At 47.3% G+C, this 22184-nt stretch carries 15 protein-coding genes and 4 tRNA genes; 9 read left to right on the forward strand and 10 right to left on the reverse strand.

What is annotated here, in order from left to right:
* The first annotated feature begins 49 nt into the window (after window positions 1-49).
* The 4 genes from ACYX4J_RS13745 to ACYX4J_RS13760 all read left to right on the forward strand — a co-directional run bounded on the left by ACYX4J_RS13745 (window position 50) and on the right by ACYX4J_RS13760 (window position 765).
* Window positions 50-125: transfer RNA gene (locus tag ACYX4J_RS13745), tRNA-Val, on the forward strand.
* Window positions 126-173: 48 nt separating this feature from the next.
* Window positions 174-250: transfer RNA gene (locus tag ACYX4J_RS13750), tRNA-Asp, on the forward strand.
* Window positions 251-564: 314 nt separating this feature from the next.
* Window positions 565-640, forward strand: a tRNA-Val gene (locus tag ACYX4J_RS13755).
* A 48-nt stretch (window positions 641-688) separates the two neighbouring features.
* Window positions 689-765, forward strand: a tRNA-Asp gene (locus ACYX4J_RS13760).
* A 70-nt stretch (window positions 766-835) separates the two neighbouring features.
* Here the strand turns inward: ACYX4J_RS13760 and ACYX4J_RS13765 are convergent.
* The 3 genes from ACYX4J_RS13765 to ACYX4J_RS13775 form a co-directional block, all read right to left on the reverse strand.
* Complete coding sequence (locus ACYX4J_RS13765) at window positions 836-1315, reverse strand: GFA family protein (protein WP_476176834.1); 480 nt, start codon at window positions 1313-1315, stop codon at window positions 836-838.
* 142 nt (window positions 1316-1457) lie between these two features.
* Window positions 1458-1967 (reverse strand): GNAT family N-acetyltransferase, encoded by a 510-nt coding sequence (locus tag ACYX4J_RS13770; protein ID WP_476176835.1) that lies wholly within the window; start codon window positions 1965-1967, stop codon window positions 1458-1460.
* A gap of 62 nt (window positions 1968-2029) precedes the next feature.
* Window positions 2030-2920, reverse strand: a complete 891-nt coding sequence (locus ACYX4J_RS13775; protein ID WP_413665134.1) for a patatin-like phospholipase family protein — start codon at window positions 2918-2920, stop codon at window positions 2030-2032.
* 101 nt (window positions 2921-3021) lie between these two features.
* Between ACYX4J_RS13775 and ACYX4J_RS13780 the strand changes: the two genes are divergently transcribed.
* From ACYX4J_RS13780 to ACYX4J_RS13790, 3 genes are all read left to right on the forward strand, one after another.
* A complete protein-coding gene (locus ACYX4J_RS13780; RefSeq protein WP_282933480.1) occupies window positions 3022-3537 on the forward strand; it encodes a PH domain-containing protein in 516 nt (171 codons plus the stop codon).
* A gap of 59 nt (window positions 3538-3596) precedes the next feature.
* Window positions 3597-4313, forward strand: a complete 717-nt coding sequence (locus ACYX4J_RS13785; protein WP_476176836.1) for an esterase/lipase family protein — start codon at window positions 3597-3599, stop codon at window positions 4311-4313.
* An 84-nt stretch (window positions 4314-4397) separates the two neighbouring features.
* Window positions 4398-4856, forward strand: a complete 459-nt coding sequence (locus tag ACYX4J_RS13790) for a GNAT family N-acetyltransferase (RefSeq protein ID WP_444912627.1) — start codon at window positions 4398-4400, stop codon at window positions 4854-4856.
* A 73-nt stretch (window positions 4857-4929) separates the two neighbouring features.
* On the opposite strand, the gene ACYX4J_RS13795 is transcribed toward ACYX4J_RS13790, so the two are convergent.
* The 6 genes from ACYX4J_RS13795 to ACYX4J_RS13820 all read right to left on the reverse strand — a co-directional run bounded on the left by ACYX4J_RS13795 (window position 4930) and on the right by ACYX4J_RS13820 (window position 13414).
* Window positions 4930-6438: a PepSY-associated TM helix domain-containing protein gene (locus tag ACYX4J_RS13795; protein ID WP_476176837.1), complete on the reverse strand. Its 1509-nt coding sequence runs from the start codon at window positions 6436-6438 to the stop codon at window positions 4930-4932.
* Between the two features lie 27 nt (window positions 6439-6465).
* Window positions 6466-7044 carry a hypothetical protein gene (locus ACYX4J_RS13800; RefSeq protein ID WP_444905799.1) on the reverse strand — a complete coding sequence of 193 codons (579 nt, stop codon included), beginning with the start codon at window positions 7042-7044 and terminating at the stop codon, window positions 6466-6468.
* A 110-nt stretch (window positions 7045-7154) separates the two neighbouring features.
* Window positions 7155-9290, reverse strand: coding sequence for a TonB-dependent siderophore receptor (locus tag ACYX4J_RS13805; RefSeq protein ID WP_476176838.1), 2136 nt, complete (start codon window positions 9288-9290; stop codon window positions 7155-7157).
* Between the two features lie 347 nt (window positions 9291-9637).
* Window positions 9638-11206 (reverse strand): AbgT family transporter, encoded by a 1569-nt coding sequence (locus ACYX4J_RS13810; protein ID WP_444896666.1) that lies wholly within the window; start codon window positions 11204-11206, stop codon window positions 9638-9640.
* Window positions 11207-11286: 80 nt separating this feature from the next.
* Complete coding sequence (locus ACYX4J_RS13815; protein WP_444905801.1) at window positions 11287-12294, reverse strand: tryptophan--tRNA ligase; 1008 nt, start codon at window positions 12292-12294, stop codon at window positions 11287-11289.
* Between the two features lie 121 nt (window positions 12295-12415).
* Window positions 12416-13414, reverse strand: a complete 999-nt coding sequence (locus tag ACYX4J_RS13820) for a helix-turn-helix domain-containing protein (RefSeq protein WP_476176839.1) — start codon at window positions 13412-13414, stop codon at window positions 12416-12418.
* Between the two features lie 324 nt (window positions 13415-13738).
* On the opposite strand from ACYX4J_RS13820, the gene ACYX4J_RS13825 reads away from it, so the two are divergent.
* Window positions 13739-14149: a rhodanese-like domain-containing protein gene (locus ACYX4J_RS13825; RefSeq protein WP_444935503.1), complete on the forward strand. Its 411-nt coding sequence runs from the start codon at window positions 13739-13741 to the stop codon at window positions 14147-14149.
* Between the two features lie 100 nt (window positions 14150-14249).
* Window positions 14250-14615 (forward strand): GNAT family N-acetyltransferase, encoded by a 366-nt coding sequence (locus tag ACYX4J_RS13830; RefSeq protein WP_476176840.1) that lies wholly within the window; start codon window positions 14250-14252, stop codon window positions 14613-14615.
* Window positions 14616-14980: 365 nt separating this feature from the next.
* On the opposite strand, the gene ACYX4J_RS13835 is transcribed toward ACYX4J_RS13830, so the two are convergent.
* Complete coding sequence (locus ACYX4J_RS13835; protein WP_476176841.1) at window positions 14981-21523, reverse strand: outer membrane protein assembly factor BamB family protein; 6543 nt, start codon at window positions 21521-21523, stop codon at window positions 14981-14983.
* Window positions 21524-22184: the final 661 nt, after the last annotated feature.

The raw sequence follows: 22184 nt of genomic DNA on the forward strand, positions 1-22184 counted from the left end.
ATTGTTGACCGCAAAAAAAATATCATTAAGATACGCAGCTCCTGACACGGGGTGGTTAGCTCAGTTGGGAGAGCGACGGCCTTACAAGCCGTAGGTCACAGGTTCGACCCCTGTACCACCCACCACTTCTCTTACTCTTGCCCGGCAAGAGCAACCAAGAGAAGCAGGAATGCGGACCGGTAGTTCAGTTGGTTAGAATGCCGGCCTGTCACGCCGGAGGTCGCGGGTTCGAGTCCCGTCCGGTCCGCCATATACAAAAAAGCCCTGCTCGCAAGAGCGGGGCTTTTTTGTATATGAAAAATTCAAAACCACTTTTCAATACACAACCACCTCCCCACTCCCCACCACAAACTGTGCAGACCGACTAACAAAATTTATAGAAAACCGGGGCAATGAAAGTAGCACCCTGTTTTATTACCAAATATTGCCAATAGACGAGCAGCAATTTCTTCAAATACACACCCGCTTCTCACACTTAAAGCCAGGCGCAAACTTTTTTAGAAAAACTTCCCTAAGTTGTTGACCTAAGTAAAAAAATCATTATGATACGCAGCTCCTGACACGGGGTGGTTAGCTCAGTTGGGAGAGCGACGGCCTTACAAGCCGTAGGTCACAGGTTCGACCCCTGTACCACCCACCACTTCTCTTACTCTTGCCCAGCAAGAGCAATCAAGAGAAGCAGGAATGCGGACCGGTAGTTCAGTTGGTTAGAATGCCGGCCTGTCACGCCGGAGGTCGCGGGTTCGAGTCCCGTCCGGTCCGCCATATACAAAAAAGCCCTGCTCGCAAGAGCGGGGCTTTTTTGTATGCGCCAATTAGAAAAGAGTTTGGGTTTTTAAACTTCAGCTGAAGCCGCCTGGCTCTCCTCCCATTCCCCACCCACCGTTTCTTCGCCGCCATGCAATAGATGCATCAATCGCTCCAGCTCCGGCATTTCGTTAAAGCACTCCGCTTCACCAGAAATTTCATCCCAGGATGCTTTGGATTCAGTGCAAAGATGGGCCACGACTTTCCCATCGATATCCCCTTCCAACAATCCAGCAGGCGCCCAGAAGTGCGTTGTATTACTCATTAAGTGAGGAACTGTACTTCCGCATCCACTGCAAAAGTCAGATCGATAGCCCGTAGGAGTCCGGAATGAAGAGATTCTGTCTAAGCCCCGCACCCAGCGAAACTGATCCCGGCTAATAAACATGGCCGTATCCGAGGCGGAACCACTCAATTTGCGGCAGAGCGAGCAATGGCATTGGTAAAGGTTTGGAATTGGCTCTTCCAGCTGGAACTCAACCCCACCGCATAGGCACTTCCCATTCATCCCTTTCTCCTTCCGCAAAACTGTTATTCGAAGTCGTCCATGAAATCGCAATAGGTTAGCAACAATATCTCAGTCCTACCCAAGACTCCTATAGACACACAGTGAAGTAAATGCCATTTGGCGCTTCATTCAACGAACATCATTAAATATCCAAAGATCTGGGGTTTAGTTTCGCCGTGAGGATATGATCCTCCCAACACCCATTGATCTTCAGGTATTTTGCCGCCCTACCCTCGACAACGAAGCCCAATGCCTCCAGCAGAGCTGCCGACCTATCGTTACCAGGCATGTAGTTAGCCATCACTCTATTCAAATTTAAGGTGTCAAAAGCATAATCAACGACATGACGACACAAGCTCCCCATTAAGCCCCGCCCCTCGTGGGACTGGTCAACTGCATATCCCATATTACAGGCCTGAAATGGGCCTCGGATGATATTCGTCAAGGAGCAAACACCCAGTAACTGATCACACCCGGACTCTAATGCAGCAAACTTTAAAATTCCTCCAGAGCTTATGCGTCGAATCCAGGACCCGGAACTGTGAAAACCGGGCTCGCGAATGGGCTCCCAGCGCTTCAGGTGCTCTTCATTAGATAGATAAAAAGCAGATATGGCGGGCGCATATGTCACTCCGAGCAAACGTATTTCCACCAGTCGATTACCTCACCATTCACATTCTGATTAAGCTCAATCAACCCACTTTACCGACACTACTATTCAATTGACGGCAAAGAGTCCCGCTGACCGGGAAGCTCACGAAGAAATTCCCAACCCCGGGTCCTGCCGCTCTCATAACCTTCCTCAAGCAACTCTGCTTCTTGAGTAAAGCGCTTAACCGGGAAATTGTCTGGAGGCGCAATAACCGAAACCTGGCATCCCTCTGGAGGCACCTCGATAAACTCCAGAGCCCGATTATATTTCTCCCCCCTCTCCAGTACGGCCTCAAATAGCCGGGCATGATCACGGAAAAACTGTTTGATAAATTTCGGAGCAGGCCCCTTAATTTTCCGATACCCCAGAGGGCGCGAAAGAATAACGGTTATATTTCTGGCCCCCTGCTGATAGGCCTGAATAATCGGTATCGAATCAGCCAGACCGCCATCGGTCATAGGTTCCCCATCCACTTCAGGAAACCCCCGGTAGGCAACCGGAATGGCGCAAGAGGCCGGGAAAACCTCGTGCATATTTTCCGGAGTTACTTTCAGGTATCTAGCCTCACCGGTGTTGATACTGGTAGTCACGGCATAAAGCGGTATTCCATTCTCAACATAACTATCGACACTGAGCGGAATATCCTGATATGACGCATGCCACAACCAGCCAATGTCACAAAAATGACCGCCTCGGAGATAGCGGCGCCAGTCAATGAAGTCTGCCCGCCGGGCATGATCCATTAGTATTTGCCGACTTCGCCCATGATTTCCCGCCAGATAACCAATCAAATTGGTGGAGCCTGCGGATACACCGATCGCAAAATCAAATGGCCGATAGCCCGCCTCCAAAAATGCATCCAATACGCCTGCAGCGAAAATCCCCCGCATAGCGCCCCCTTCGACCACAAGGGCTGACTGGGAATTCTCGTTAATCAAAATACAGTCTTCCATAGCGAGCAACCGTTAAAACCAAACCATCTCTACCTTTGCCAAGCAGATTCCAATAGCACTATGATTGAGGCATTCAGGTAATCCGTTGAGTTAAACCAAGTATGCCAACAATCGCGTTTAAAGCGCCGTGGAGCCGCCAGCTCCAAATTATCAGTGCCATATGCACATTACTCCTACTGGGACTGCCGCTCTTTCTGGCATCGAGAGCACCAGCTGCTCCATCTACCCTCTATAGCATTGCCATAGCACTTCCGCCTGCAATACTGGCTCTCAGCGCCTTCTTTGCCATCCGTGGTTACGCCATCAAAAATGGCAACCTCTTGATATTGCGCCCGGGCTGGAAAACCACCATCTCCTTGGAGGGGCTATCTGAAGCATTCCCCGACTCAACCGCCATGCAAGGATCAGTCCGCATCTTTGGCAACTCCGGCTTATTTGGCTATATAGGCCTGTTTCAAAACCAAAAGTTGGGGCGCTATCGTGCATTTGCTACCGATCAGCAAAAATCTGTCGTACTGCGCCTGGCTACACAAACTATCGTGATCACCCCCGATAAACCGGAGCGGGCAGCGGACATTCTCCGCCAACACTGCCAACTTCAACCCAACCCAAATTAATTGCTCCGACAACAACGCCACACGAATAGGTACAAGAAGTCGACAGGAAGTTCAAACCGATGAAAAAGTTCGCTTTTATAATTGCCGCCGCATTTACGCTGCTATCAGCAAGTGCTCACTCCGCTTGTGTGATTTTATTGCATGGACTAGCCAAATCAGATAGCTCAATGGAGAAACTGGCAAAGGCCATAGATGCCGAAGGTTTCCAAACGGTCAATATTGATTACCCTTCGACCCAGCACTCCATTGAAACCTTGGCCAGCATGGCCATAGCGCCTGCTGTCGAGGAGTGCGGTAACGCGCAAGAAATCAATTTTGTCACTCACTCCATGGGCGGCATTCTGGTAAGGCAATATCTACATTCAGCTGAAATCAAAAACCTGAATCGCGTTGTCATGTTGGGCCCGCCCAATAAAGGCAGCGAAGTAGTTGATAAACTGGGAACATTCCCCGGTTTCAAGTTTATGTTTGGCGATGCTGGGCTACAGCTGGGTACCGGTGAGATGAGCGTCCCCAACAAGCTCGGTAGTGCAGATTTTGATGTAGGTATTATTGCCGGCACTCGCAGCATCAACCTGATTCTATCCCGCCTTATCCCAGAAACCGATGATGGTAAAGTCTCCGTATCCAGCACAAAACTGGATGGCATGAATGATCATCTGCAAATGCCAGTGACCCATGTGTTTATGATGAAAGATAAAAAAGTTATCTCGCAAGTTATCCATTACCTTAAGCATGGATTCTTTCATAGAGCCGGCAATCAGGCAGCCAATTAAAATTTATCGATCTTATAAATAATCTATACCCTTTAACTCCAATCACAATACAAAATTAGTGACAATAATTTGGAATTCACCTTTATGCAGTGGCAATGGTGCAGCTTTAAAGAGCTTACGCTCAGTCAGCTTTACGAAGTTTTGCGAGTAAGGCAGGAAGTTTTTACGGTAGAACAAGATTGCCCCTATCAGGATGCCGATGGCAAAGACCAACACTCCTGGCACCTGATCTGCTGGGAGGGAGACGAAAGTAACCCGCAGGTTATGGCCTACCTGAGAGTTGTTTTCCCAGGCCTTAAATACCGGGAACCTTCGATAGGAAGAGTATTAACCGCAGAAGCCAGTCGCGGAACAGGCCTGGGCAAGGAGCTGATTCGCCGAGCCGTAATGCACACATGCGAGGAATACCCCAACACTGGTATTCGCATTTCGGCTCAACAACATTTGGATAGATTTTACGGGGAGTTTGGCTTTGAGCAGGTGTCTGAGCCATATCAGGAAGACGGCATCCCGCATATCGAGATGTTACGCCCTGCCAATTAATTAAAAGGGATCTTATAGGTCCGATGGAAGTTTTGGGGGCCCTGCAGAGGCACTGCGAGCCCCCCAAAAAAATCTAGTTGCTACCCAGTGGATTGGCACCGGCAGATACAGGCTCACTATCCGACTGGCGCGCCCTGCTATAAAGGCAAGAGGCCGCGATTCCAGCAGCAATTAGCAACCACACAACATTAACGACCAGTGATGCTCTCACAAAGGAATCCTCACCAAACTGAGCAACGTGCACTACAACTGCACCGACGCAGGCGATAATTGTGGCAATACGCAGAGACATAGACCACTTGGCCACTGTCCCCATGAAGGCAGCCGCAACGCTTAACGCCAAGGTCACCAGCCAAAACACCTGCGCAGCATTTAGCTTAAACGCCAGATAAGTCACCGCACTCAGAGCAATCGCAAATGGTACACCCCATACCTGAGCCATCCAGACTCGCTCCAAACGTACGGCGGGATTGCCGCGCTGACGCTTGCGAACGAACCAGATATTGATGCCGGATACCACCAGCAAACACATCCCCACCCCCAGCAAGAAGTAAGCAACTTTCACTGGGAAACCGGAAAAGTGGCCAAAGTGTAAACGGTACGTAGAAAGGTAAACTTGTTTAGCCGCGTCTCCCTCAGACCAACCTTCTTTTTCAATCAGGCTGCCATCGGGATTAAAGTGGTAACGCTCACCCCAGACCAATCGCTCTGGAACCCGGGTCCACACCTCAACAACCTGGCCTTCACGTCCAGGAAATGCCACTTCTAAACGAGTGCGCTCTTCTTCCGGTGCGATACGATCCATTGTTGCCAGAATTGCAGCATAATCCGGATAATCAACTTCAGGGGCGTTTTCCTCCATCACCGGATGATCCGCGTAAAGCATGTGCTCTACCTTTTCCGTATCACCCTCAAAGAATACGCCGGCAATTGCAAAAGCGGCTACCTGGGACAACCCGATAAAAGCCCCGGTAATGGCTATGGCAAGATGAAAGGGAGAGGCCCAAACCCCCAGGCGATTGTGCAAATCCACTTGCTGAAGACGCTTGGAGCCAGAAAGACGGAAAGAGAAAGCGTCTTTAATAATTTTGGGATGGGCCAGCAAACCGGAGACGATCAGCGCGGACATCACCATCCCGATCAAACCAACCAGGATGACCCCATAACCAACAGGAAGGTTGAGCGCGTAATGCAGGTAGGCTAGGAAGTGGGTCCACTCATGCTCCACCTTGCCCAGCAGGGAACCATCTTCAGCGACATATCGCTCCATATCGCCAACTTCAACCATCAATCTGGGCTTATCCTGATTGGGGATGGTGAAGGTAATTGAATCGAGATCCTCTTTTTCCTGCTTGGCTAGCGCAATCGCATTTTCTGTAGCAGTCCGATACACAGAGGCTTCAACATTGAGATTCTCCAACTCGGAGGCCTGCTCCCAGCGTTCGAACTCATTGTAAAAAACCGCCAGTGTTCCGCTGACACAAACAATATATAAAAGAGTGGATACCGCCAGGCCGAGAACTGAGTGTCCATCGGTCATATCACGGACAAAGCCAGGGGTCGGTTTAAAGGAAAATTTCACGTTAAATTCCTACTCAAGTCCGTTGATCTATGCTGCCGAAGCGGGAAGCGCAAAGGTCAGTAACAAGCCGCTGACCACCGAGAAAGCCAACATGGCAGCCGAAGGGCGCAGAAGCTTTTTATCGGCACAGCACCAAACCATCGCCAGGGTCCAGATTATTACCGACAGGAAGGCTCCGCCGACCAAGCGGACAGTTTCAGAAAACCCGGTAAAACCAAAGAAAAGCAAACCGGCGATCAAACCACTGGCCGCGGGCAAAAGAAAGGCAGCCATAAAACGCAAGAAGCCCCGCAACCACAATGGAAGCAGGGCTTGCGTTTCGGGTGCTCCCGAGCGCTGTTTTTCAACGGGCCTAGGGCCACTGGGCCAGTCACCCTTAAGAGCCAATAAAGCAAAGGCTCCGAGCATCACTATTAAAGTGGCAATACTGATTCCATATTCCACCCCAACAATTGAGCTCCACCCAAAAGCCGACAACACCATGGCTCCCCAACCACCCCAACGGCGCACGGGCTCTGCCCCTCTGCGGGACCAGGCGGAATAAAGGAGCAGAATCCCGGCCAGAGCAAAGGCGCTGGAAGCTCCTGCAATCATATAAAAAGACATTGGCATAACCATAACTGCGAGAGACTCGCCTCTCGTCTGGTTGCTTAAACGTAAAAAAGGGAGCCCGCCCACAGACTCCCCCTGCGGACAGGCTCCCAGTCTACACTAACTTAGAAAATGTAATGTGCTTCTACCGTTACATAACGACGCTCACCGTAGAAGCAGTCACCGCGACTCAGGCAAGCTGTAGTATGTACTTCATCAGACAAATTTTTTCCTGTCAGCTGGAAGTGCCAGCTATCCAAGGTATATCCGATCGATGCGTCATATAAGGTGTAAGACGGGTTGTACGATGGGAAGGTTCCCGTGGGATCTTCAACACCGGTGTAGCTCTCGCCAACATGACGAGCGCCCATGCCAATACTCAGCCCCGGAAGCAATGCGCTCAGGTCATAGTCGCCCCAAATAGTCACTAGCTCCTCTGGAACGGCCTCAATCGCAATACCGACTTCACCGGCAACATTACTCTCGGTGATCTCGGTGTTGGTGGTGCTGTAGCCAGCTACCAAACTAAGGTTACCTAATTTACCAGTTACCTCTAGCTCAACACCATCAATTGAAACTTCACCGGTTTGAGTGTCAAAAGTGATATCAACCGGGTCTGTAGTAAGGCGGTTTTTCTGCACAATATCGTAAGCTGAAGCGGTAACCAGCAAGTTGGTTCCCTCTGGCTGGTACTTCACACCAACCTCTACCTGCTCGCCCTCAATTGGCTTGAAGGAGTCACCGTGGCGATCTGAACCGCTTACAGGCTCAAAGGATTCGGAGTAGCTGATGTAAGGAGAAATACCCATATCAAATGCATACATCACACCCAAGCGCATGGTGGTAGCATCATCATCCACAGTAACCGGGGAACCCTCAGTTTGCGACTCGGTGGAGTCCCTACGAACACCAGTAGTTACTATCAGGTTTCCAATTGTCATATGGTCTTGGAAGTAAAAACCCAGCTGCTCGGTATCTGTCTCCGGTCCATTCGCAATCACTATGTCTTCTGGAATATACCCATACTCCGGCTCGAAGATATTGATCACACCACCATAAGCGTAGCCATAATCATTATCCGTAGTAGCATCCTGGCTATCCAAGCCGAATGAAACTTGGTGATCGACAATACCTGTAGTTAACTCACCAGACATGCGTAAATCAAAAATCAACATGTCTGTACTGGCTTCACTGGAAAACGCAACACGTTGCATCTCAGTGATATTAGGGTTGAGGCGAGAGTAGTCGAAGCTGCCATACATGGTGTTGTAGTCTACTTCACCTTTGGCATAGCGGATGCTGGCATTTACACCCCAGTTATCACTAAAGCGATGATCAGCCCAAATGCTGTAAGCGGTCTGCTCTGTATTATATTTATCCCAACCTGGCTCACTGAGGAAAGTGTCAGTTGGGATATCACCGTTGGCGTTATCAATACGGGTACCACCCCAGGGCAAGAATGCTGTAGAGGTACCACTCTCATCATCTTGGTAAGTAGTCTGGAAAGTAATCTCGGTGTTCTCACTCGGACGCCATGAGATAGATGGCATCAGCAAAGTGCTGTCATTATTGACATAGTCTACTTGGGTATCCGCAGATCGCTTATAACCTACAACTCGGTAAAGCCACTCACCATCACTATCCATGGAGCCAGTGACGTCCGTAGCAAATGCCTGATGGTCATAGCTACCAGCTTGAACCACTACTTCTCCACCAAACTCTCTCTGCGGGCGCTTGGATACTAAGTTTACGATACCGCCGGTAGAACCCTGTCCATAAAGTGCAGAGGAAGGACCTTTGAGAACTTCTATGCGGTCATAGGCGTAGAGATTAGCACGGGCACTTGTGTAGCTACCGAATATAGACTGAAGGCCATCAATAAAAATCGCAGGATCAACACCGCGCACCAGAGACCAATCACCACGGACATCAACGCCGTAGGTTCCGCCATTCACCCCTGGCGTATATTGCAGAACATCTTGAACCGTTTTCGAGCCGATATCGTTGAAAAAGTCATTGTCCAGTACAGTCACAGAAAAAGGGGTTTCGTGTACGGAAACATCCAGCTTGCCCACAGAGGTCTGACGGGAAAGGTTCAGATGTCCCGTAACATTAACCTCTTCAATACGCTCATCTGTGTTATCCGCAGCGAACGCCACAGAAGAACCGCCCGCAGCAATAGCCAGCGCCAATAAAGAGCGGCTGATTCCAGAAATTACAGGAGAAGCTTTTTGCATACTTTTAATTCGAGCGGTACTCATGGAGATCCCTCAACGCCAACTGAATTTGGATGGATCACAGTCTAACTGTGACCCAGGTAACTGGGCGCGAATCCTAATAGGAATCGTTATCATCTACAACATTATTGGAACATTTTTTTACTAAAAAGAGCGATGACATGATTAGGGACAAGAAATACGGCATTAAAGGACAGCATTGCAGCCTTCAAGCTGCACTTTCGTACCATCAGAATGACTTGATGGAATGAGTAAAAGCAGATTCTAAGGCAGGAAAAATACTAAGTGGCCGCTCAGTAGCGACCACTCAGATTGGGATTGTATATATCGGGATTTGATTTAGGGAGTTCCAGACAAAGATCCCCTACTTCCTAGGGGTAGGTATAACTAGCCTGCACTCCCAAAGGCATCCCCAGTGTCCAGTAAGCCACCAGGAACAGCGACCAGCAAATCAGGAACACAATGGAGTACGGCAACATGATGGATACAAGTGTACCAATACCCGTTCCCTTCACATAGCGCTGGCAGTACACAACCACCAAGGGGAAGTAAGGCATCAGCGGGGTAATAATATTCGTGGAGGAATCACCTACCCGGTAAGCCGCCTGGGTGAGATCAGGGGAGAAACCGATCTGCATCAACATAGGCACAAATATGGGGGACAGCAACGCCCACTTGGCAGAGGCAGATCCCACAAATAAGTTGATAAAGGCTACCAGTACAATAATGCCCATCAGGGTAATCGGGCCCGGCAGCTCCATCGCCGCGAGCAAGCTCCCTCCCTCTACCGAAAGCAGCGTGCCCAAGCCGGAGCGGGCAAACTCAGAGATAAACAACGCACAGAAAAAAGCCATCACGATGTAATAAGCCATGGAGCCCATGGTTTTGGACATCGCATCAATAACATCCTTACTCTGGCGGAAGGTGCCGGCCGCATAGCCAAATACCACACCGGGAATCACAAACAGCAGGAAGATCAGCGGCACAATCGACTTCATAATCGGCGCTGTAAAGGAGGCTAATTGCCCTTCTGCATCGCGCAAAGCCGAGGTTTCCGGCAGCATCCAGGCCACAAGCCCGACGATACCTGCCACCATCACAGTTACCGCCAGGTACATGGCTTTTTTCTCGCGGGCGCCCAGCTCCTGCATTACAGGCATATCCGCTTCATCGCCATCCACCTCTACATTCTTGAGGCGGGGCTCGATGACCTTATCCGTCAACCACCACCCCAACAGGGTCACCAGCAGGCAGGATGCCGAAGTGAAGAACCAGTTATTAAGGGGGTTTACCTGCATTTCCGGGTTGGCGATTTGTGCCGCTGTCTGGGTAAAGCCTTGCAGTAAGGGATCAATCGCTGAGGGAACAAAATTGGCAGAGAAGCCCCCTGAAACTCCGGCAAATGCCGCAGCGATACCCGCTAAAGGATGGCGCCCTGCCGCATAGAAGATCACCCCTCCAAGAGGAATTACCAATACATAACCCGCATCTACAGCTGTATGGCTGACGATGGCTACCAAAATCAACATAGGTGTCAGCAGCATCTGCGGCGTTACCGCCAGCAGCTTTTTCAATACCGCATTGATAAAGCCACTCTGCTCAGCCACACCGACCCCCAGCATGGCTACCAACACCACCCCCAAGGGCGCAAAACTGGTAAAGGTAGTTACCATACCAGATAGGAAGCGGGCCATTTCACTACTGGAAAGCAGGTTGGTTACCTGTATCGCCTCACCGGTAGCGGGGTGTAAGGCTTCGAAGTTAACACCGGAGAGAAGCCAGGAGAGTACCCAGATTCCCACCATTAAGATCAAAAACAGAACCGCGGGATCGGGTAATTTATTACCGACAACCTCAATAAAATTGAGCGCTCGATTAATCCAGCCATTTTTATTATCGGCACTATTGCCGGCATCAGGATTTGCCTGAACGTTTTCCATGTTTGCACCCTGTACATTTATTATTTTTTATTAAAAAGGAGGCCGATACTCCATGGCCTCCTGCTTTTTCAGGAAAAGCTCTAACCTATCTTGCGGATACCAACCGCGTGACGCAACTTCTCGATAAACGGAGCAGAGTAAGCGCGAGCCTTAATAGCCCCCTTCTCCAGCTCCGTTTCAATTTGTTCCGGGTTAGCCAGCAGCTCATTGTAGCGCTCGCGAGCTTCACCGATCTGGCCGTTCACCAGCTCAAACAACTGCTTCTTGGCCTCACCCCAGGCGATGCCCTCTTCAAAAGCTTTACGCATTTCTGCTGTCTGTTCTTCGCTGGCAAATGCCTGCCAAACCTGGAACACAGTGGAAGTATCCGGATCTTTTGGCTCACCCGGCTCCAGCAGGTTGGTTTTGATCTTATTAATGTGCTTTTTCAGCTTCTTCTCAGGAAGGAACAGCGGAATAGTGTTGCCGTAACTCTTACTCATTTTGCGACCATCCAGGCCTTGCAACACAGCTACGTGGTCGTCAACTACCGCTTCTGGTAAAGCGAAGTGCTCACCGTAGTGGTGGTTGAAGCGCTGGGCAATATCCCGAGCCATTTCGATATGCTGTACCTGGTCTTTACCCACTGGCACCTTATTGGCGTTGAACATCAGAATGTCGGCGGCCATCAGGATCGGGTAGCTATACAGCCCCATGGTGACGCCAAAATCGGAATCTTCGCCATCGGCGCGGTTGGCATCTACCGCTGCTTTATAAGCGTGGGCGCGGTTCATCAGGCCCTTGCCTGTCATGCAGGTGAGCAGCCAGGTTAGCTCAGGAATCTCATGGACGTCGGACTGACGGTAAAACACCACATTGTCGGTATTCAGGCCCAAGGCCAGCCAGGTTGCAGCGATCTCCAGGGTGGACTGATGGACCTGTGCCGGGTCCTGGCACTTAATCAGTGCGTGGTAATCGGCCAGAAAGTAGAACGATTGGTTGTTTTCATCCTGACTCGCGGCGATCGCCGGACGGATTGCACCCACATAGTTCCCCAGGTGTGGAGTACCGGTTGTTGTAATACCGGTTAATACGCGCTGTTTCGTCATAATTCCTTCGTAGTCTGTACTGTCATCAGGCAATAGAGACCGAATCATACCCCTTTAGTGCCCAGGGGTGTATCAACCAAAGGTACCGACTCCCCATAGCCGTACCAACACGCGGCCAACGTTAAGCTTCAACCGCCACTATGGCGGAACCCTGGAATTGGCGCTGATATTCACTGGGTGAAATCCCAAACGCCCGACGGAAATGGTGACGCAAGGTCGCACTACTCTCAAAACCAGCCATTTGGGCTGCCCGATCTACAGACTCCTTACCGGACTCCAGCGCCTTCTGCGCCGCCCGCAAGCGCTGCTGGATCAGCCACTCCTTGGGAGCAATTCCCATCGACTGGCGAAACTTTCGGTCAAAACTACGGCGGGATAAATGAGCGCGCTGCGCCATATCATCAATTTTGATAGCGCCATCCAAGTTGCCTATCGCCCAATCCAGCGCGGCGGAAAAGTGATCCGGCCGTTTGGCAACGGGCATCTCCACATATTGGGCCTGGCCACCCTGCCTATGGGGTGCCATCACCAACCGACGAGCCACCGAATTGGCCAATTCATAACCATGGTTGCGCCGCAAAAACTCAATCCCCAGATCGATGGCCGCACTACTGCCCGCAGCGCAAGCCAGTGCGTCCTCCCACACGTAGAGAACATCTCCCACATACTCCACCGCAGGGAAGCGCTCACGAAAACGCTCTGCAAACAACCAATGGGTGGTCGCCTGCCGACCATCAAATAGTCCCAACTCCGCAGGCAGAAAAGCACCGGAGCAAAAAGTAAGAATCTGGCGGCTGTCAGCGGCAAACTCAGCCACCGCCCTATGTACGCGCTCCAAATAAGCATCTTGTGGTTGTGCATTGGTCGACCAACAGGGAATCACCAGCAGATCATAATCCATCAAACTCTCTACCCGCCGACAAGCCAGAGCCAGACCGCCGGTCGCCAGAGGGTTTTCCTCAGCAAAAGTCACAATTTCACCGGTGTAGAGCTCGCTAAGTTCAGGGCGGGGTAGGCAAAAGAGTTCGGTAGCGCAACCGAGTTCGAAGAGTGAGACCTGCCGGTGGGCGAGAACAGCCACTTTCTGGCTCTTATTAGGCTTTTGTGCCAACGTCGACATAGGTACCCCTAACCCTCAGCAGTTAATTAAATTAGGTTAACGAATAAATCCAACCCAGCATACCCAGTTGAGCAGTTATTGAAAGCAATGCAGGGAATAAAACCCTCAACCTTTGAAGCATTATTTAATCGGTAAATCACCATCATCCTTAGATAAGTAAAGCCGCACCCCACTAGCCAAAACCGACCCACAAGTTTGCACGCAGAATTGGCGCAAAATTAATGCTATCTGGCTCAGAGGCGGATCGCCCGGGAGCAACCAAAAAGGGACACTATCACCACTTGGAAACCTGACGAACCACCGAAAAATCACCGGGAGTAATATATGAGTTCAGCCGTAAGTAGAGTACCCGCTGCCAACAGTCAAGATGCGCTAAACCACTTCCAAAACCTCCTATCTTTTGAAACAGACTGCTGGGATGTACACCACGCAGTCAGCCAAAATCGCAAGGATTTCGTACTTTTAGATGTGCGAGGTGAAGAGGCTTATAAAAATGGACATATACAAACAGCCGAATCCTTACCATACAGCCGTATCAATAAAGACAGGCTGAGCGAATACCCTTCAGATACTTTATTTGTCGTCTATTGTGCAGGCCCACACTGTAATGCGACAGAAAAAGCAGCTATCAGGCTGGCCACACTTAACAGGCCGGTCAAGAAAATGATCGGCGGTATCACCGGATGGCTAGATGAAGGGTTTACCCTCATCCAAGAAACAGCAAAATCGATTTAATTCCTATTGTTAGCCTCTTTCAGGATGACATAGCTTGGCACAAGGATGTGCCAAGCTATCAAACGCCGACTCAAATAAATACTGATTAAATGGTACTGATATGTTTGTTCGCCATGCCCACCCCACCGACTGTTTCTATCTTTACAATATGATGCGCTGCTTAGCCAAGCATGATAACTCAACTGACTCTTTCCATATTACCCAAATTGAATTGCAAAATAGGTTGTTTCAGAGGAAAGAGCATCAAGTGCTGGTTGTGGAACAAGACCACAACCTTGAGGGGTATATCAGCTTTAATATTATTCCAGAAAATGAAAGCTCGGCGGCCAGGGCTATTATCAGTGAGCTATATATCGGGGATTCTGAAGAGAAACGAAAAGAAGAGATTGCTCAAGCACTATTGAGCGCAATCGCAAAGGAGGCTGAGAAATACAAATGCATGGATATAAGGTGGGGCACACGATGAAAACACCAGCAAAAAAATTCTCCTAACAGACCAAAGATACATATTTAAGTATCTTTAAAAGGGCAATTAATAAAATTGAAGAAATTTTACTGAACCTACCAACAATAAATTTTAGGTGCCTCACTGACTGAATTAACGTTAAAGCTATGACAAATATAACAAATGCTAGAAAAGCAAGCTCTTATTCCACACCATCACCTATACGGCTACTCAATCAAGAGCTTGCTCGAGGTGACAAACTTGATATAGCCAACCTTTAAAATCTCAGTTTCCACCAAACTAATAAATACTGTTGGCATGGTAGATTAATCCACCATACCAACAGCTATCTCAGACAATCAAACCCAAAAGAGTTAAAAGCTCAGCTACTGTAGGGAAATAGCAGTCAACTCAGAGCCAGCGATATACAAGGTTCCGTCATCACCAAGGCTTAAGTGCCCAGAAGACGCAAAACTCCAATCCAACTCTTGAGTGCCTATATTTATGGCATAAGTATGCGATGAATCTCCTACAAAAATATGCGTTCGGGTTACCACAACATTTGAAGTTAACGTCTCTGACGCCTCCCAGGCCCACACTTCGCTACCATCTTCTTCATCAATAGCTTTCAGAATACCAGACTGCAAGGCGTAAATAATTCCACCACTAGAAGCTGGCTGCCCTGAAAATCCAGCAGAAGTTTTCTCCCACAAAATGTTGCGTTTATCGAGATCAAATACAACTAAAGAGCCCGATTGAATTGCCAGGACATGGTTATATCTAGTCAAAACTGTAGCCAAATTTACACTGTATCCTCTCCAGTCAAAATTAGGATATTCAATGTTATAAGCCAATTCACCAGAATCACGATAAAAAACTTGTAGATCAGTAATAAATGCATATACATACTCTTCATCTACAGCTGGGGTAAAATCTTCATAACGAGCTGTTGATGTAAACCAGGACTCCGATCCATCACTCAGATCAAATGAGTAAAGTCCTCCGTAATACCCCCCCGCAGTATAAATCCCTCCATCATATACAGTTGGAGACATATAAGTTGTCCACTGATTTTCATATTTAGTAGCAAACAATAGTGAGCCATCATCTATGTCAAGCCCTCGTATAAAGGAATCTCCATGACCACCAGTTTGAAAAATGACTTTTCCACGATCATAAGCTGGGGGATTTATAGAATGTATACCATCATAAACGCGCTCCCATGCCAAATCTCCCGTGCTTGTATCCAGAGCAACAATTCTATGCTCAGCAAAATAGGAATCATTAGATGCGAAGACCTTACCATCAGCCACCACTACCGGGTGTAACTTCGTCATATTAGGTAATGTCACGGACCAATGGTGAGAGAAATTATCTACATCTAGCTGTAGCGGTGTATAACCAGTATGCGCTGCTCCGCCTTGATATGTCGCCCATACCACAGGTAGAGGGTAACTATTGCTATCAACAGGTGAGGTGTCTGAGAAGAACTCTTCAATATTTGTAAAAGAGTCAAAATCTTCATCATTTGCTGCATCATCAGCGTCGATTGGGTCTAGCGAATAAAGCACTTCCCATCCATCCCGCATACGATCGCCATCAGTATCAGCCAAAACCGGAGATGTACCGTAGGTATTCGACTCTTCAAAATCCGAAAGGAAATCACCATCTGTATCTATATTGATCGGGGAAGACCCCAAAACATATTCTTGTAGATTGGTTAGGCCATCAGCATCGATATCACCCGCGCTATCGTCTACCAACAAGTTCAAACCATACTCGAACTCATACATATCCTCCATGCCATCATTATCCGAGTCTTCAAGTAAGGGGTTTGAGCCCAGTTCCTTTACCTCTGTAAAATCAGTTAGACCATCATTATCACTATCTTGCGCTAATAAACTGGTACCTAATTCCGCCTCTACCCCATCGGACAAGCCATCAGCATCTGTATCGTCAACAAAAGGATTAGAGCCATAAATCAACAGCTCATCACCATCGTTAACGCCATCATTATCAGTATCAGCATTGTTCGCATGAGTACCAAAGGTGTACTCCAGTAAAGCGGATAAGCCATCTCCATCTAAATCGGAGCCCGCATCACCAACATTCTTCGGATCTAACCCAAAGCCGTACTCCCACCAATCAGGGAGTCCATCGCTATCAGAATCCCAGTCTGGCGTGAGATCTACAAATTTACCTCGCGCATCTAACTTGAAAAAGCTACTTAAGTCCGCCGCGACACGATATAGCCCTTCATATGCCGTAGCAGCGACTAACTCTCCATTTCTATGGATATTAATATCATTAAAACTGTGACCAACGAATAACGTTTCTTTCAGAACTCCACCAGCCGTAAACTGATGTATCTCACCATCCCAAGTAGCTGAAAAAATATTACCAGCCTCATCTACTGCAATTGCCCGGGAATTTTCAATGGATACATTGGAGAGCAGGATCCCTGACTCCGGACTGAATTGAGAAACCTGGTTACCACTTAATGCATAGAGATAGCCATCTTCGCCAACTGTTAAATCTATAAATGAATCTGCATCAAAATAATTCACAGAACCACTTGCTAAATCAAACTTCACATATCCCTGACTAGGACTACCGCTGGTTGACTGATTGGTAACGAAAACTTGTTCACCAATAGCATCTATGCCGCCATAACTTAAATTATTAACAGTACTCCAACCAGGCGCTGGATAGTGCTCCCATAGATTTGCCCCTGGTGAATACACACTTAAATAAGGCTCAAATGTCCCATTGAAAATCGCCACTCTTCCATCATCTAAAATCACTGCATCTCGTGCATAGGTGTAATCATTTTCGTTTGGATTAGGAATATCAAAACTTTTTATTTCACGACCATCAACATCAAGGACGTAAAGCTTATTTTCAAAAACAGAAATTCCGGAGGCACCCATTTCAAAAATGGTAGGAAGAGCCCTCCCCTTCAGCTCATCAATCAAAATACCACAATCGCTAGCTGAGGAATCAACCCTTACCTCTAATGTATGATAACCCTCAGCAATGGGAATAGATAATTTTTCCCAGGATGTTTGAGAGACATGTACACCTAATAATTTCTCACCATTTAGCTCAACAACCAATTCGGCATCATAGATGGAATAGCAGGTAGACCGTGCTTGTAGAGAAAATTCTACAGGGAAAAAGTAATTGGTTGTAGAAATATTCCAACCACCCTCGGTAAATAAGCTAACAATCCCATCACTGGCTGATTGGGTAACAAATTGAGGGCTCCCTTGTGTAACCCAGCCCTCCGGCAACTCCTGATCTTCAAAAGAGAAATAGAATTCATCTATTGGTGAAGGTAAAGATGACTCCTCAGTTGGGTCAGAGCCCAAAAGGTATTCAATTAGATTAGAAAAAGAATCATTATCTAAATCACTATCGGCATCAGAGTTATCTAACGGATCCAGCCCAAATAGCACTTCCCAGCCATCGGGCATACCATCCTCATCTGTATCACTGTTAGAGGGATTGGAAAAATAAGTTATAACTTCGTCAAAGTCTGACAGTCCATCCTGATCCGTATCTGCTACCAAAGGCGAACTACCGGCTACAAACTCCTCAAGATTGTTTAGACCATCTGCATCCGAATCATTCAAAGCATCTAGCCTATCAGTATCATCCAAACCATGAGCCAACTCCCACCACATGGGCAAGCCGTCCTCATCGGTATCAGATTCATATCGATAATTTACTATACTCAACTCATTGTCTATTGACTGATCAATCAGTATTACGCCGTTTTCATCAGCAATAAGATCTATATATGTATCGACATCGACATACTGCTTAAACAGAATCTCTCTAAGATCATGATTGAAAACTGCTAAAAAATAATCCCGATCTACCTTAACCAAACCAACAGCAATACTCTGACTCCATGTGAGATCAAGTAGCTCTATCTCCGCATTCATATCCTCAGCTAAAGAGCTCAAATCAAGTGGACTAATAAGGGGATCGGTAGGGTACCCCTGGATAACCCCCCCCTCACCTGTCACGAACAATTGACCATCAGGTGACTGCGACAGCCAAGAACCTAACGACTCAACGAAGTATGAATATTGATAATCGGAAAACTCCATTTCATTACTATTAATAACAAAGCTATATAAACTACTATGAGAGGAATAATAAAATTGGCCAGATTCCTCCTCGTAAAATAGCTTGCTTGGTTTACTTACCCAATTGAACCTATCCTTAATCAGATAGTTCTCATTGAGTAAATGATATTCTAAATAGGTGCTATCTGGACTAGCTCCGGCAACTGCCACATAGGAATTACCAGTACTTATAAGCCCCTCCACACTTCCGTCAAATGAGGCCACGTCCTGACTTGTTATAGGTAAACTCTCACTGAATTCGAGCAGTTTACCGTTCTCAAAACCAATCAATACCGAGGATGAATTGGCGACAGTTATGGACATCGCCTTGCCGTTATCCTCAAAACGATTCAAAAGTAAAGGGTTTAGATATTCACCGGCTTCCGTATCCCACCTCCATATAGAGTTAGAATTGTCATCCAGCAAATAAAGCACATTTCCTCTGCGGGCAATGTCATCTACATTATTAACCTGCACTTGCCCCTGAATATCACAGACGCCATTTACGCCATGATCTGCAATGTAGCAAGCAGAATCCGAAGGAAACTGATCAAGACTTAAGTCAGAATCTCCCAGAGATGGATCATACTCATCATTCCATGAATCGGGCGCACCATCGAAGTCAGAATCGACTGATGCGGCCCTATCATTTGGAAATGCATCCTGCCTATTCGGAACTCCATCGCCATCAATATCATCCGAAATCTCAACTATCTGATACTCTCGACCAAGATTTTCCGAATAAGTAATAACTAAGGCCGCTTCATTTAAGCGCACCAAGCCCTCAGCAATTCCCGGATAGGTGGCAGTAAAAATCGCCTCAAATTCACTATTATAAGCAACTAGAGCGCTTCTGTTAGCAGTAGAAGCCGAGAGGGTCACAACCGCATTGTTACTAGAAAACCCATAATCGAAACTAGTTACCGGAGAATCAATAAAACTCAAGTCACCCGCTTCATAATAGTCGCCAGTGCCAAGGAGTACTCCGCTGCCACCGTTTACGATCAGAATCGGGCCTCTGATAATATAATCACCATGATAGGGGGATTCCCCCTGAGCACCTATAGAACCGTTCGACTGAGAGATTTCTTCAAAGTGTATATCATTAGGGAAAATGCCATCTCTAAAATGATAAAGCCGGCTATTTACGTCGTTCCAGGCGTAGTAATGAGAATACCGGTTCCAATCTTTGCTATCTGATAAATTCCCATCCTTAGACACGACATGATGTGAGCTCCGGGCCCCCTGATCATCTTGAACCAATAGATAGTTGCCCGCATCTGCAAGACCGGTTGAAGCAACAGGCATTTCAATAAGATTAACTAATTCTTCAGGTGTATCAATTGAAAAATATCGGATCCAGCCATCGCTATAAGCTAGATATACCCTTTTATGCACATCATGATAACGAACAACCTGGGGACTCTTACCTTCAACAACTAAATCAAGTTTTCCAATGAAATTTTGGGTCTCTGAACTCCACTGGTAGAAATCATAAACTCCATTTTCAGTAAACCCGAGATATACAACACCATTAGCATCGGAAAATGTTTCATCTAAAGCTAACGTCTCGGTCAGAGTAAAGAAACAGGCCTCACCATCTCCCTCATCTAGCAGGGAACACGACGCATCAGCATCGTAATGGTCAGCATTATCACCAACTCCATCGCTATCTAAATCTGATGACTCAGTTTCATCCCAAGGGAATGCGTCGTTCTCATTTTCTACGCCATCATTGTCAATATCATTGTCAACTTCATTAGGGGTACCATCGCCATCTAAATCTGCTCCGATAGCTTTGATAATTGTGTATTTCGGTTTATCCCCCAGAGCTGAGATTTCTCTTGAAGTATCATATTGACGTGTTTCATGAATAAGAAGCTTGATTAAACTACCAACCTTGAGTGGAGTTTCAGCGTCTGAAGACTCTGGATCAGAGGTGTGAGGCACATCTAACTTACCAATGTTCAATCTTGATATAAAGTCATAATTATCTTGTACTACCTGCGTGACATCGGTATCAAAACCCTCGGCAAGGCCATCTAATGCCCCATCTGTTAGATCTGAAACTAACAACTCTAATGCAGTAGAAGTGCTTGAATCTGACTCATTTTTAAGAGCCCACACGAGAGACGCGGCGGCCTCAGAGGCGGTACGATAGTTCAAGATGCTATCAAGGTCGGCTTCATTCCCAAAGGCAACAGGTGGCGTATGGAAAAGGTCTACCTCATCAAGTAAGTCAAAGCCCAATTGACTTTTTACAATTAAAGACTGAGATTTCACGGCATCGCTCAACCCTGCCTTATCTTCAACATTTGCACGCCGGATGAGATCAACAACGATGGTTGTTAGAGGTGTTGCGAAGATATCTTGAGATTTCTCAAGAGCTTCAGATTCAACAATAGTCGACAAACTAGGAAGGATTGGGGCCATTCCAGTGGTCAAGTCTATCGTGGCATCACTGGCCAAAAATTCAATTAAGTAATAACCATTACCTGGAAGATCTAAACTCTCCTCAGTGAATTCACCTAACTCTGTGGTTTCACCACTTGCAACCGCATCTCCCTTTAAGTCCTCCGCCTCAAATGAGACCTCATGAATCTTATAAGCGGCAAAACTGAGTGGACCCTTTACTGCGGCCCCCGAAAGTGAATATGTGACAGGTGGTATTGGTGTAGGATCAGGCTCTGGTGACGAGTCAGAGCTTCCGCCTCCTCCGCAACCTATTAGTAAGACCGCAGCCAGACCTGCCAGCCCAAGCTTCAGATTAAATACTTTCGTTCGCGATCCCATATCACAATCCTTTTTACTCAGCGAGCCGGCATACTTAGAGCCAATAGTTCTTGAGCGATCTAAGTTGAGGCCTTTAAGCCATTTTACACTTCTTAACAATAATCGCCGCGAATCATATACAGGTATTAAATGAACTGCAAAACCCAGCCTAGGATTGGTACAGTTAAAGAGGTGGCAAGATATTCTAATTTACCTAATAGAAGATTAAGTTTTTTAGCGTATCTCTTGAAGACAATAGATCCCAAGGATATAGAGGGGGAAGCTGTTATTGAAAATTGACTGCCCAGTTTTTAATTAAAAATGCGCTGATATCCCAGAAAGTTTTATATAGCTACAAAACTCCAAACAAACTTTATCGATGTTGCTTAGGTATCACTATTTACATATCCCCCCCCCTCTTAACCCCTTTCATCTCCGGCTAAACTGTTACGCCTTGCCGCTCCCAATATTGCCTATCCAGTTAGTGTCATCAAATACCAAGGTGCACATAGATCTTATTAGACATTAGCAAAACCCAAACAGCCCTAGGTACCACTCAAGATAAATGCTCAATCGCAACTGGACCTTTCCTTTTACCACTGTATGTGTAAAGTCAGAATATTGCGCAATAGAACCGACAATCAGGACTCCAAGCCGGATACGGTCTTGTCGGATTGAAGCC

It is taken from the genome of Microbulbifer sp. ABM4_008 (genome assembly GCF_056311705.1).

What these genes read in the sequence shown, in the direction of transcription:
- ACYX4J_RS13765 (WP_476176834.1), bottom strand. Translation starts at nt 1,315, where the DNA reads ATGAATGGGAAGTGCCTATGCGGTGGGGTTGAGTTCCAGCTGGAAGAG.
- ACYX4J_RS13775 (WP_413665134.1), bottom strand. Translation starts at nt 2,920, where the DNA reads ATGGAAGACTGTATTTTGATTAACGAGAATTCCCAGTCAGCCCTTGTG.
- ACYX4J_RS13780 (WP_282933480.1), top strand. Translation starts at nt 3,022, where the DNA reads ATGCCAACAATCGCGTTTAAAGCGCCGTGGAGCCGCCAGCTCCAAATT.
- ACYX4J_RS13785 (WP_476176836.1), top strand. Translation starts at nt 3,597, where the DNA reads ATGAAAAAGTTCGCTTTTATAATTGCCGCCGCATTTACGCTGCTATCA.
- ACYX4J_RS13790 (WP_444912627.1), top strand. Translation starts at nt 4,398, where the DNA reads ATGCAGTGGCAATGGTGCAGCTTTAAAGAGCTTACGCTCAGTCAGCTT.
- ACYX4J_RS13800 (WP_444905799.1), bottom strand. Translation starts at nt 7,044, where the DNA reads ATGTCTTTTTATATGATTGCAGGAGCTTCCAGCGCCTTTGCTCTGGCC.
- ACYX4J_RS13805 (WP_476176838.1), bottom strand. Translation starts at nt 9,290, where the DNA reads ATGAGTACCGCTCGAATTAAAAGTATGCAAAAAGCTTCTCCTGTAATT.
- ACYX4J_RS13810 (WP_444896666.1), bottom strand. Translation starts at nt 11,206, where the DNA reads ATGGAAAACGTTCAGGCAAATCCTGATGCCGGCAATAGTGCCGATAAT.
- ACYX4J_RS13815 (WP_444905801.1), bottom strand. Translation starts at nt 12,294, where the DNA reads ATGACGAAACAGCGCGTATTAACCGGTATTACAACAACCGGTACTCCA.
- ACYX4J_RS13820 (WP_476176839.1), bottom strand. Translation starts at nt 13,414, where the DNA reads ATGTCGACGTTGGCACAAAAGCCTAATAAGAGCCAGAAAGTGGCTGTT.
- ACYX4J_RS13825 (WP_444935503.1), top strand. Translation starts at nt 13,739, where the DNA reads ATGAGTTCAGCCGTAAGTAGAGTACCCGCTGCCAACAGTCAAGATGCG.
- ACYX4J_RS13830 (WP_476176840.1), top strand. Translation starts at nt 14,250, where the DNA reads ATGTTTGTTCGCCATGCCCACCCCACCGACTGTTTCTATCTTTACAAT.
- ACYX4J_RS13835 (WP_476176841.1), bottom strand. Translation starts at nt 21,523, where the DNA reads ATGGGATCGCGAACGAAAGTATTTAATCTGAAGCTTGGGCTGGCAGGT.